An 11,802-nucleotide genomic window follows, 5' to 3' on the forward strand; every position below is an offset into this window, starting at 1 on the left:
GAGATCAACCAGCGACGATTTCAGGGTACACGATTAAATGATCGCCGGCGTTGACGCCAGCATCAAACAACGTTTCGTCTTCACGCAACCGCCGGCCGCCCTGTTTGTGGTCCAGGCTGTAGGTCATTGGTTGGCCGTCCGGACCAGTCACCGGTAGGTTCAGCTTGGTGATCAAGTTGGGAATAATACGAGCCACCGTGACGGCCGGCGCGATCACCGCTTCTACCGATTTTGCTCCGGTCTGGTCCAAGAAAGTAACGCGAACGCCGGCGGATGGTTTTGTCGGGGGGTCGCTCGGTGACATCTCGGGTGTTTCCTGTTGAGTGGGAGAATCGTGGACTCAGTGCCTGTCTATTCGTCGCTCTACTGGCGGTCTTGGCAATTCCGTTTGCTGCCTTTCCGCGCCGGTCGATTGCCGATGGCTGCGATCGATCACTGATAAAAGACGCGACGCAGCTCGATTTGCATCGTTTCAGCCGCCTGGCGAACTGTTTGGAACAGGGAAAAGTCAGTTCTTTCCGCTAAATTGTCCCGCAACATGGTGATCCGGTCGAGACTCGTTTGGCCGCTCTCCAGCGTGGCGTCGAGCCCGACCCATTGTTCGTCAATGTACACTTCTGTCCACATGTGAAAGCGGAGATGTGGCTCGTCGGTATTTGCTTCTGCTTCCGTTTGGCTGACTGCTTCCGTTTCGCTCTCTTGCTGGGTTGCGGTTGCAGTCCCATCCTCATAGATCAGTCCAGCGGCGATTCGCGCGGGGATTCCGCGAGCCCGGCAGAGGGCAGCCAGCAGCAAGGCGTGTTCCGTGCAGTCACCGCTGCCGGAGTTAGCGGCACTGAGGGCTGAGGCAAAGCTGTCGGCCGAGCTCGGTTGTCGCAAATGGGTGTGTACCAAATTGGCTAACTCCAACGCTAACTCGGCCTTGTCGGCACCGCGCACTTGGTCGGCCAACTGCTGAATTAACGACGCTTCACTTTGGATCAAGCTGCCGGGCCGTTTGTCTCCCGGACCTGGTGGCTCGGCTATATCGGCTTGTTCATCGCCGGTTTCGGTAGCGGCCCGCGTGTCGGTGATGGCTACTTGGAACTTTCCTCCATCGGCCTTTACGTTTTGCTTGTCGGTCTGTGGGAGCCATTGGAGGGCATTCTGATCACCCTTAGGCTGAATAATGAAACCGACCGCTCGCAGCGGCCGCGCGCCGTCGATCGTTTTGTCCAAGGGGATTTTGAAGTCGGCCACCAGCCCCTGAATAGGCGATTCCAGCGATGTGGCCGTGGCTTCATCGCTGCGATACATTTGCAAGTTGAGATCGGTAGTGGGGCCGCGAATGAATTGTTTCAGCACGTTACCCTCTTCGTCGGTCCACAGTGACATTGAGGAGATGTCGTTGCCGGCGATTGAGGAGTTTACGGCAATTTCTTGCAAGAGTTTAAATTTGCCGTCGAGCATCGTCACCGAAGCTTGGCCGACACCGCTCAGCTCCAGTTTTCCCAATTCGTAAAAGACGGGCGCCAACAAATTAATGGATTGTTTATCCCAGGTTCTTAGCGGTTTTTCCATTAGATTTTGCGGCAGCGCCAGCAGTCCGCCGTACTCTTTCCGCCAGGGGATTTGGCGTTGGCTGGTTTCACCACCTTGGATGATGGTGACCTCGAGATTGCCGCTTTTGATTTGTCCCTTCGCCGAGGCAACTTGATTGCCTAACGAATACTCGGCGGTAAAACTTTTTAACTGTCCCGACAGCGTTTCCAAGCTGGATTGACGGAGAATCTGCTCGACGACTTGATCCCCTTGCCGCAGCAACAAACGCTCGGTCAGGGTGTATCGCACCTCTTCGGAATCACGCGTCGGTTCCGCTCGCATGTGCGAATAGCCGATTGGCGTGTGCGCAGAACCCAGGAAGCATGCGTCCCAGAGGTCGTATGGAATTGCCAGCGTGAATTTGAGGTCGAGCTGAGGCCGCTCGAATGCTTCGACTTGTGGTGTGGAAAGCTGTGAACTCAATAAGTCGGCGTTGGATTTGTTCTCCACCGTCTTGATCGGCGGTCGTGGCGGCGGCTCGCAACCGACTGACATCAGCATGACAGCCACCAGCCAGGCGGCTAACTGAGTGACAGCCAGTCGCCGTAATCTTGTTCGCGGTAACCAGGAAAAAAGCAGCTCGGGACGAACAGCCTCATGCTTGAAACGGGCCATGGGAACTCAGCTTGGGGGCAAACAGGAAAAAGACTCTGCCTGACGGTCGTCGGTGGTGACCGCCAGTAATCCTCAATTATAGCCGCCTTCGTCGACTTGGCGCGAGTCCCCCACCGAGATTGACGTGGCTCTTTTGCCACACGCGTTGTCCGCATTCCCTGCGGTGGACTGTTTGTAACGGTCTGAGCGGTTATGGGAAGTGCGAAAAAAATAGCTGTCACGGAGACCCTGTTTGTCTCACCCATTGCGCGGTCAACGTGACCTAGCGTTGTTTGTTGAGTCAAAGCACTCGGCGTTCGTCATTTTGTCGCATTTATAGCAATCGCCTTCCAGGCGGCTTGAACCGATTCGAAAATCGACCGAGAGAAAACATGGGTTTCCTCAAGCGGATCCTCCGCAGTACTGGGCCAGAAGGTGTCGTCCGTTCCACAACGGAGAACAGTTTCGAGCAACTCACCGATGATGAGCTGCAGGTCCACATGGGCATCGAACGCTACGGGGCGTTCGATCTTACCGACGCCATTCGTCCGTCTTATGATCTGCAGGTCGTACCCAGGCAAGGGTTTCGGCATGATGCTTATCATGATGAAACGAGTGGTGAAAAAATCCCCGTGATCATGGGCGCCGCCACGCGCGGACTGCTGATCGACCTGTTCCTCGATTTGATCGATAACCTCGGTCCCGTCGTCGACGTGGTGCTGGAATCAAGCCACCAGGGCGGTGTCGGACATCGTGATTTCTATCGCGAACACATCGATCTGCCTGTCCTCAAAAGCGTGCTGGTCGAGTTCGAAGACCTGCTGCTCAACGATGGCTGCTGCGGTGTTGCCGTGGTCAATCCGCGGCGCCGGCAAGAGGTGCAATTCGACGAGCACAAACTGTTGATTTGCTACGGGCAACCGCTAGAGCCTTTTGAGTCGGTGTTGATCGATAACGACGTCTATCCCACTCCCGATATCCAGTTTTTGACCGAAGCTGAGCACGTCCACAGCAGCAGCGAGCGATTCATTCGTGAATTTGATGTGCTTCGCAGTCGCTTGGGCATGGACTCCGACTTCTAAGCTGAATTCCCTGTATCGGTGGAATTCAGCCTCGACCGGGCCCATCTTCAAGCTGAGGCGGCACGATATAACCCGGCCGCCTTGATGTAATCTACGACCGCTGGCGGGGTGCGAAAGCGAATGCTTTGCCCCGCGGCAATGCGAGCTCTCAGCTCCGTGCTCGATAATTCCAGCGTCGGCATCGGCACCAAACTGCCGCGGAATAATGCACGCTCGGCAGCCGGCAGCATCGCCTGGGCTGCACCCAAATCGGGTTCAGCATGCCCGCTCCGCGTGACCACGCCTAGTTCCACCAGCTTCAGCAGCTCGGCTGGCTGGTGCCAATCAGCCAAGCTGGCCAGCGAGTCACCGCCGATCAACAGCACCAGTTGGCTGTGCGGCTCCCGAGCGGCAAGCAACCGCACCGTCTCCAGCGTGTAGCTGACTCCCCCGCGATCAAGCTCCAGGCTGTCAACTCGCAAGTCCGCACTGGCAGAGTTGTCGCTGGCAGAGTTGTCACTGGCAGAGTCTTGGCTCGCGTCGAGCGCCAATTGCAGCATTTCCATCCGTTGCCGGCCGCTGGCATTCGGTCCTCTCGGTTTCAGTGGCGAAGTGGCTGCGGGAATCAGCAGCACTTGATCCAGCCGCAAGTGCTCTCGGCAGGTTTCAGCCAGGATTAAATGTCCGTAATGCACCGGATCAAAGGAGCCGCCCAAGATGCCGATTCGCGAAAAAGTGTTTTTTTTTCCCAATTTGCTTTTCTCCAGTGACCAAAGGTGTCACAGCACTGATCGATAATCAACGACCTGAGGGCCACTTTTTTTGTCAGGTCTGTTGTTCGGCGAGACACTCATCTGCAGGCGAATCCTAATTCCAATGCAAACTTCATCCAATTTACCCCAGTCCCCGCACGGAGAATTCTTTCCTGGGGCTTCGGCCGCGACGACGCGGGGCGTTATCCTAGAGGGTTCGACCTCCGATACCACCACAGCACCGTCCACTATGTCTCCTGTTGGAAAATCGTCCGACTCAGGTTCCGAAGATTTCTCGGCGGAAGATCCGTCCAAGCTCGGCTCGGTCAACTTTCAGCCCGGCGAAGGTCTGCAGTCCGGCGACGACCCTGACCACGGAGATGCTCCGCATCCGGGTGACGATCCCCAGCAGGGTGAGCTGTTCGAGCTCGACGCGCCCCCTTGGGAAGTCGAAGCGGATGATACCACCGTGGCGGCGGAAGTGGTCTTTGCCGAGAATCCCTACGGACCATTTCACTATCGAGTGCCGCCGCAAATGATCGACCAGTTGAGCGCCGGCATGCGCGTTCGCGTGCCGCTCGGTCGCGGCAATCGCAGCGTGTTGGGCTGGTGTACCCAGGTCGCAACCGGCATCCGCCCGGCTCGCTCCATGAAAGATGTCGCCGAAGTGGTCGACGACCATCCTCTTTGCTCGGACAAGATGGTCAAGCTGGTGTTGGGGATGTCGCACTATTACCAAGCTCCGGCCGGTCAAGTCTTCGACGCCTTGATTCCCTCTGGAGTTCGCGGCGGAGCGGGCACGCGTGAAAAGACATTTCTCCAGCCCAGCAAGGAGGCGCTCGACGATCGAGTGGTCGATGCCTTGCCGGTGAAGCAGCGGGCCGCCTTGCGACATCTGATTGCCGCTTCCCGGCCGTTGACGGTTCCCGAATTGTCGACATTGGCCGAGTGCACCGACGAGCCGATCCGTCAGCTGCGCAAAAAAGGCTTGGTCTTGGCCGAGTCCCGCCGCGTGATGGATGTGGGCAGCCCCCTGACCGGACGCCAGCCCGTCCGCTCCGTCGAACGTGTGGTGCTGACTCCGGAGCAAGCCACCGCTCTAGCGAAAATCAGCGCGGCGATCGATGAGGGAGGGCCCAAGAATATCTTGCTGCACGGCGTCACCGGCAGCGGCAAGACCGAAGTCTATATTCGTTCGATTGAGCATGCGCAACGTTTCGGGCGTCAAGCCATCGTGCTGGTCCCCGAGATCAGTTTGACCCCGCAAACTCGCCAACGATTTGAGGATCGCTTCAATTCGGTGGCCGTGATGCACAGCCAAATGACTCCCTCCGAACGTCATTATCACTGGCAACGCATCGCCTCGGGCAGTGTCGATGTGGTCGTCGGGCCTCGCAGCGCCGTCTTCGCACCGTTGCCCAATTTAGGCTTGATCGTGATCGATGAAGAACACGACGCTTCCTTCAAACAAGACACGGTCCCCCGCTATCACGCTCGCGATGTGGCCAGACGGCGAGCCGCGTTGGAGGGCATCCCTTTAATTCTTGGTTCCGCCACCCCGTCGCTCGAATCTTGGTACGCCGCCAAGTCGGGGCGCGCGTCGCTGGTGCCGTTGGCCAAGCGTGTCGAAGATCGTCCCATGCCGGCGGTGCAGCTGGTCGATATGCGGCTCAAGGAACAACGTGCCGGCGGTTCGATCAGCCGGCCGCTGCATCAAGCGATTACCGAGACGATCGCCGACCAGGGCCAAGTTATCCTGCTGCTCAATCGTCGTGGGTTTTCGACCTCCATCCAGTGCCCTGCTTGCGGCCACGTCGTCGGTTGCCCCGATTGCGATATGCCGCTCACGCATCACCGTGATGGCAGCAAAGCGGTCTGTCACTATTGCGATTATCAGATCCCCACGCCCCCCTGGTGCCCCGAGTGTAAATTCGACGGCATCCGCTACAGCGGGCTGGGCACGCAACGGCTCGAGCAAGAAGTCAAAGCACGTTTTCCGACCGCTTCGGTGGCTCGCATGGACAGTGACACCATGCGGAAACCAGGTAGCCACGAACGGGTGCTGACCGCTTTTCGCAAAGGCGAGTTGTCGATTTTGTTGGGCACGCAAATGATCGCCAAGGGGCTGGACTTTCCCGATGTGACTCTCGTCGGTGTGATTAACGCCGATTCCGCCCTGCATTTCCCCGATTTTCGCGCCGCCGAACGAACTTTTCAACTGGTCACGCAAGTTGCCGGACGGACCGGCCGCAGTAGCCGCGGCGGTCGCGTGTTAGTGCAGACCTTTTCCCCCGATCACCCAGCCATCGAAGCCGCTTCGCAGCACGACTATCACAAGTTCGTCAAATACGAACTAGAACAACGCCAGCGATATTCGTATCCGCCCCACGGACGCGTGGCTCGGATCATTATTCGTGGCAGCGAAGAGCGAGCGACCGAAGCTTTTTCCGAGAAGATCGTGGAAAAACTCGAAGCGGTGCGAACGCTCAAAGGGGCCGAAGTCCGTATTCTTGGACCAGCGCCGCCGCCAATGTCACGCTTGCGCGGTAAATACCGTTTTCATATTCTCTTGCAATGCGCCGACGCGGCAGTGCTCGGCGGCGTGATTCGTCGCGCTCGTGAAGATCTTAAACCACCCGCCAAAACCGATATTCAATTCGTCGTCGATATCGATCCCATGGATATGATGTAGGCGAACGCCGCGAGCAGTACCAAGCATGTACAGCCGCGGCGTCATCGTTAAACAGTCAGCCGTAGGCGTACTTGTAATGGGATCGCGTACACCGGCGGCTGACTGTTGAGCGAATTACTTATTCGCGTCCCTTCGTCACACCATCCCAATCATCAGTGCGGAAGGGCGTCAGTGGTAAATCGGCCCGGTCGTACATGTTGCAGACGGGGTTGTCGGCCCAAGCGTATCGCACTGAGGCCGGATCTTTAACTGAGTCACTCCAGACTTCAATCCGACCATCTTTCAAAATTTTGGCGTCAGCGGTGACGAATTGCTTGTCTTCACCGGCGATGGTGAAACCGATTGGTTGGGGAACATCAAAGGGTCGCCAGCCACCGTCGACATGTGCAAAACTGAGTACGATCTTACCGTCAACTTTTTCCATCGCTTGATAACGAGGGCTCTGGTGGGCGATTTCAATGGCATATTGTTTGGCCAATGCCCAACGGGCTAAACGGCGACCCACATCGACTTTGTTGCGGGGGTGAATATCTTTACCTTCTCCAATGTCGATGATCACCGCTTCGCCGGTGTTTTCCAGTTTATCCATCGTCATTGTCTGGGCTTCTCGCAGTTCCGCCCAGTCACTCTCTCCGGGGGCCGACTTTTCTTGACGAAAGTCAGCCAATTGCACCCAGTAAAAAGGGAAATCGCCCGCACCCCACTCTTTTCTCCAACTGGAAATCATCAACGGGAACAACTCACGATACTGATAAGCGCGGCCAGCATTCGATTCACCTTGGTACCAAATCGCACCTTTGATGCCGTAACCCATGTGCGACTTTAACACACCATTATAAATGTTGGCGGGACGCTGGTTCCCTCCCATTTGATTCGACAAGTTTCTACGAGTCTGTTGAGCTTTGTCATCTAAGTCGTCTTTACCACTCAACTCTTCAAATTGGTTCTCCATATTCTCCCAACGCTGCAGCATGCCTGCGAAGCGTCCATCGGCGACGAGCACATCACGATTGATCCAAGCTTCGCAAGCCGAGCCACCCCAAGCGTTGTTGATCATCCCGATCGGCACATCGAGTGTCTGATGCAATTGGCGAGCAAAGAAGTAACCAACGGCTGAAAAGTTGCCCACGTTCTCAGGTGTGCAAACCATCCACTGACGATCGGGATGTGACCAGACCGGCGTCTGTGAACCTTGCTGCCGATAATTGATCATGCGGATTTGTGGAAAGTTAGCCGCTAGTCGCTCCAGATCGGGCGACTCGGAACTGTTCACCGTCCACTGCATGTTGGACTGGCCTGAACAAATCCAAACCTCGCCAACCAACACATCTTCCAGCTTGATCTCGTTTTTGCCACGAACGGTCAACGTCCGAGGCTCACCGACGCTCAACGGCTGCAGCGTCACTTGCCAATACCCATCCGCATCGGCTTCGGTCTCGTGCGTCTGACCAGAAATCATCACCGTGACCGCTTCGCCCGCGTCGGCCATGCCCCACACGCGGTTTTCTTGGTCACGTTGCAAGACCATCGAATCGCTGAAGATATTCGGCAGCTGGACATCGGCTAACGCGGTGGACAATCCCAAGGTAAGGGTCGCGGCCATTGCCAGGCCGCCAGTTCGTAATAGTCGCATGCTCATGCGGCTCTCCTGAAGAAAGTGGGGGATTAAGGAAGGTGCCAGGGGCCTTCTGGGGGTGGGGTCATTAGCTCTCGTTGTCGCTCTCGCCCTGACATGCTGAGCAGCCACAGTTTACTCGCAAACCGCTTCGCGTGTGTTGCGTCTGCCGCACAGCTCCGTCAAGAATTAGCCCAGTTGGCATCGGTGTGGTATTAGAGTGGCTAGAATGAGTGGCTCGCCGGTTTGCTTGCCGCATGCCGATCATTAACGTGGTTATCCAGCAGATACTACGCAATGTTCACCGTGACGAACTGGCGCGGCGGTGGATTTGTTTTCTCCCTCCGCCGCTGCGTCTGTAAGTGCTTCCCAATAAACCGTTAGCGGTTTTGGCGCTAGCCACCGTTTTCTCGGGCTCTAAATCGCCCGCTCGAACAGAGCCAACATTCGTTGCCAAGCTTTTTCGGCCTGCTCTTCGTTATGGACTCGCGTGTCGGGTGGGCACCAGCCGTGTCCGGCGGGATAGACCTCAATCTCGGCGGGCAAATTTGCCTGCTCGAAGGTCTTTCTCAGCACATCCTTGGCGTCGGGATCGCGTTTGTCGTCATTTTCCGCGATGGCAATCAGGAATTGGGCCTGCATCTTTTCGATTAACAAGTGCGGGCTGTCGGGATTGTCCGTAACCAAGCCACCCCCGTGAAAAGTTGCCCCAGCGCCCACGCGGTCGGCAACCGCGGCCGCGGTTCTCATTACGATCGGTCCACCCATGCAGTAGCCAATCGTGCCAATCTTTTTCTTGGTGTCGACCTGCGGTTGCGAATCGAGCCAAGCAATAAACGCTTTGGCATCGGTCACGTGAGTTGTTGCGCTGAGGCTTCGCGCCAGTGGGATGACGTCGGAAATGGCTGTTTGCGCACCGTCGGACGCCGTCGGTGCTGGTTGCTTTCGGTAGAACGGATTAACCACCAGCACGCTGTAGCCAGATTCGGCCAAACGCGTTCCCATTTGACGGAAGGCGGGACGCAATCCAAAGATGTCGGGCCAGACTAACACGGCGGCGTGGGCGCCCATCTTGGGAGTTGCGAAAAAGGCATCGCACTGTCCATCGGGCGTCTTGATTTTTACTTCACTTTCCTGAACCTCAGCCGCGTTGGCCGCTCGCGGCAGCATCATCGCAGCACCAACACCAACCGCAGCCAGCTTGCCGATGTCGCGGCGTGAGTACTTCTTGATGTCTTCTTCAAAGTGGTCTTGGTCACACATGGAAACACCTAAAGTTGGAATGGTTAAACGGACTACGCGCCCATTGTACTGTCTGCAACGCCATGACTGAGTGGGCCGGCGGTCCGCCCCCGCGTCATTGTCCCCGCTTCATTGCCCTAGCGTCATTGCCCTAGCGGGAACGGCTGTGCTGCAAAAGTCGAGGCTGGAAAATTGTTGCTGGCCATCTAAGGAGCCAGTCGTTCCTTGATCCAGGCCGCCTTCGGTGCGTCGCGTCGGTACAGAATGCGGTCATGCAAACGGTCTTCGCCCCCTTTCCAGAATTCGTAACGGGTTGCGACCAGCCGGTAGCCACCCCAAAAACTGGGGCGGGGAATTTCCGCCTCGCCGTGCTCAGCTGCTGCCGCCGCTAATTTTTTCTCCAAACTCTCCCGGTCGGGGATGACCTCCGATTGGTCACTGACGATCGCCCCTAACTGGCTGCCGCGGGGGCGGCTGTGGAAGTATTTGTCGCTCAGCTCGTCACGAACCCGCTCCACGGCGCCTTCGATGCGAACCTGTTGTTCCGTGTGTGCCCAGTAGAAACAGAGAGCGGCTTGAGGGTTGGCGGCTAGTTGTTGACCCTTGTCTGATTGATAGTTTGTGAAAAACATCGGGCAGCCATCGTCGAACCCTTTCAATAATACGATGCGGGCGCTGACGCGGCCTTGGTCATCGGCGGTTGCCAAGGTCATCGCGTTCGCTTCGAACCACTCTGCGGGAGACGATTCACGTGCTGCGTCGAACCAAAGTTGGAATTGATCCACGGGGTCGGTGGCCGTGTTCTCCAAGTCAATCCCGCCGAGTCCGTAGTTGCGTCGCATCGAGTCGATTGTCATGCCATGTTTTCCTTGATTTCAGTGTTGGGAGTGGCCCATTAGCCGCAATGGCGCTAGCCGCGGTTCTCGTGTTGAACCGTATTATTCGGGTGTAACGAACGGTGGCTAGCGCCAAAACCGCTGACGGCTCGTCAAACCAGGAAAAATTCTTGCAATCCGTTTTACCCCGTTTTTTGCCGCGGAAAAAACAGTTTACGAGCTGGGCGGACGGTCCTGTTACCGCTTTGGTCCGGCAATTGCGATCTAATATAGATTAGTCGGCGATCGGCTGTCAGGTTGGCAGTCTTGCTGGCGTTACGTGTTCTCGCTGCGTGATCCCGACTGACCCTGTTGGCACCTTGGTCCTTACTTCACATTCAGACCTTTGGGGTCCCAAATTAATGTCTGATTCATACACCGGAAAACTACTTGTCGCATCCCCGAGCGTGGCTGATCCCTTGTTTGGTCGAGGTGTTTGCCTCGTTATGCATCATGACGAAGATGGTGCGATCGGTGTGCTGCTCAACCGTCCGATGCAGGGCGGCCCCGAGGCGTTATGGAAATTATTGGCCCCGCCGCAGGAGCAAGCTAGCGAGGGGCAAGGACCGCGTTGGCCGCAACCGTCGGAGCCAGAAAACCGTCGTTCGATCCATTTTGGGGGCCCTGTCTCTGGCCCCGTGATGGCATTGCACTCCGATCGCGAGCTGGCTGAGGCGGAAACCGGCGTGGGCGTTTACGTGGCGGCGCAGAAAGAACACCTCCAACAGCTGGTCAAACCGGGGCTGTCAGGGCCGATGCGATTGATCGTCGGGCACGCAGCTTGGCAAAGTGGACAATTAGAGGCTGAGATCAAGGCCGGATTCTGGTATCTTCTTCCAGCCACCGCGGATCGTGTTTTTGAAGCCGACGATTCGATGTGGGCCCACTTGGTGCGGACCGGGCTCGGTCATTCCTTGGCCGCTTGGGTGGGGATCGACGATACGCACATCAACCCCTGCCTCAACTAGCTCTTTCACGTTTGCCACACTGTAACATTCGCATGCCAGACTCTGATTCGCCAGCACCGATCGATCCTTCCCTGTTGATTGTCCGCAAGCGAGTCGGTCAGATTCGTCACGTCGACGTCGACAAAAAGTATGGCTTTATCGAGGCGGAGGACTATCGCGAGGATGTTTTCTTTCACCTTTCTCAGTGGGAAGGAAATGGCCCTCGCGATACGGCACCCCGGCGGGGACAAGTTGTCGAGTTTGAAATCGACGAACTGCACCGTCGCAACGAGGGCAAACTGCGAGCAAAAGTCGTCAGGCCAACGAAGCGTCCCGTGGGCGAAAAGATGTCGGGTTACACCGATCCGCACTTAATGGTCAAACATCACCCCAAAGCGCGGCAAACAAAACCCAAATGGCGAAACAAAGACTAGCAACCAGGT

The 11,802-nt window shown here is 56.8% G+C and carries 10 protein-coding genes; 4 read left to right on the top strand and 6 right to left on the bottom strand.

Annotated elements, in window-relative coordinates; translation table 11 throughout:
• Positions 1–4 precede the first annotated feature (4 nt).
• Positions 5–304, bottom strand: a complete 300-nt coding sequence (locus SH139x_RS04645; RefSeq protein ID WP_488354121.1) for an EsaB/YukD family protein — start codon at positions 302–304, stop codon at positions 5–7.
• A 128-nt stretch (positions 305–432) separates the two neighbouring features.
• Entirely contained in the window at positions 433–2,196 is a 1,764-nt protein-coding gene (locus SH139x_RS04650; RefSeq protein WP_488354122.1) for a transglutaminase-like domain-containing protein, read from the bottom strand.
• Between the two features lie 371 nt (positions 2,197–2,567).
• Here SH139x_RS04650 and SH139x_RS04655 point away from each other — a divergent pair, with 371 nt between their 5' ends.
• Entirely contained in the window at positions 2,568–3,257 is a 690-nt protein-coding gene (locus SH139x_RS04655) for a hypothetical protein (RefSeq protein WP_488354123.1), read from the top strand.
• A 47-nt stretch (positions 3,258–3,304) separates the two neighbouring features.
• Here the strand turns inward: SH139x_RS04655 and nadD are convergent, their stop codons facing one another.
• Complete coding sequence (gene nadD, locus SH139x_RS04660; RefSeq protein WP_488354124.1) at positions 3,305–3,988, bottom strand: nicotinate (nicotinamide) nucleotide adenylyltransferase; 684 nt, start codon at positions 3,986–3,988, stop codon at positions 3,305–3,307.
• A gap of 250 nt (positions 3,989–4,238) precedes the next feature.
• On the opposite strand from nadD, the gene priA reads away from it, so the two are divergent.
• Complete coding sequence (gene priA, locus SH139x_RS04665) at positions 4,239–6,680, top strand: replication restart helicase PriA (RefSeq protein WP_488354125.1); 2,442 nt, start codon at positions 4,239–4,241, stop codon at positions 6,678–6,680.
• Between the two features lie 118 nt (positions 6,681–6,798).
• Here priA and SH139x_RS04670 read toward each other — a convergent pair whose 3' ends face one another.
• From SH139x_RS04670 to pdxH, 3 genes are all read right to left on the bottom strand, one after another.
• Positions 6,799–8,319 carry a sialate O-acetylesterase gene (locus SH139x_RS04670; protein WP_488354126.1) on the bottom strand — a complete coding sequence of 507 codons (1,521 nt, stop codon included), beginning with the start codon at positions 8,317–8,319 and terminating at the stop codon, positions 6,799–6,801.
• 393 nt (positions 8,320–8,712) lie between these two features.
• Positions 8,713–9,558, bottom strand: coding sequence for a dienelactone hydrolase family protein (locus tag SH139x_RS04675; protein ID WP_488354127.1), 846 nt, complete (start codon positions 9,556–9,558; stop codon positions 8,713–8,715).
• 185 nt (positions 9,559–9,743) lie between these two features.
• Positions 9,744–10,394, bottom strand: a complete 651-nt coding sequence (pdxH, locus tag SH139x_RS04680) for a pyridoxamine 5'-phosphate oxidase (RefSeq protein ID WP_488354128.1) — start codon at positions 10,392–10,394, stop codon at positions 9,744–9,746.
• 380 nt (positions 10,395–10,774) lie between these two features.
• On the opposite strand from pdxH, the gene SH139x_RS04685 reads away from it, so the two are divergent.
• Positions 10,775–11,380, top strand: coding sequence for a YqgE/AlgH family protein (locus tag SH139x_RS04685; RefSeq protein WP_488354129.1), 606 nt, complete (start codon positions 10,775–10,777; stop codon positions 11,378–11,380).
• Positions 11,381–11,412: 32 nt separating this feature from the next.
• On the top strand, positions 11,413–11,793 hold the full coding sequence (locus tag SH139x_RS04690) for a cold shock domain-containing protein (RefSeq protein WP_488354130.1): 381 nt from the start codon (positions 11,413–11,415) through the stop codon (positions 11,791–11,793).
• Positions 11,794–11,802: the final 9 nt, after the last annotated feature.

This window comes from Kothea flammea (assembly GCF_052161645.1).
Lineage (GTDB): Bacteria > Planctomycetota > Planctomycetia > Pirellulales > Pirellulaceae > Laterigemmans.

Excerpts from the sequence above, each read along its gene's own strand:
- SH139x_RS04670 (WP_488354126.1), bottom strand. The coding sequence starts at position 8,319 with ATGAGCATGCGACTATTACGAACTGGCGGCCTGGCAATGGCCGCGACC.
- priA (WP_488354125.1), top strand. The coding sequence starts at position 4,239 with ATGTCTCCTGTTGGAAAATCGTCCGACTCAGGTTCCGAAGATTTCTCG.
- SH139x_RS04685 (WP_488354129.1), top strand. The coding sequence starts at position 10,775 with ATGTCTGATTCATACACCGGAAAACTACTTGTCGCATCCCCGAGCGTG.
- SH139x_RS04675 (WP_488354127.1), bottom strand. The coding sequence starts at position 9,558 with ATGTGTGACCAAGACCACTTTGAAGAAGACATCAAGAAGTACTCACGC.
- SH139x_RS04645 (WP_488354121.1), bottom strand. The coding sequence starts at position 304 with ATGTCACCGAGCGACCCCCCGACAAAACCATCCGCCGGCGTTCGCGTT.
- SH139x_RS04690 (WP_488354130.1), top strand. The coding sequence starts at position 11,413 with ATGCCAGACTCTGATTCGCCAGCACCGATCGATCCTTCCCTGTTGATT.
- SH139x_RS04650 (WP_488354122.1), bottom strand. The coding sequence starts at position 2,196 with ATGGCCCGTTTCAAGCATGAGGCTGTTCGTCCCGAGCTGCTTTTTTCC.
- pdxH (WP_488354128.1), bottom strand. The coding sequence starts at position 10,394 with ATGACAATCGACTCGATGCGACGCAACTACGGACTCGGCGGGATTGAC.
- SH139x_RS04655 (WP_488354123.1), top strand. The coding sequence starts at position 2,568 with ATGGGTTTCCTCAAGCGGATCCTCCGCAGTACTGGGCCAGAAGGTGTC.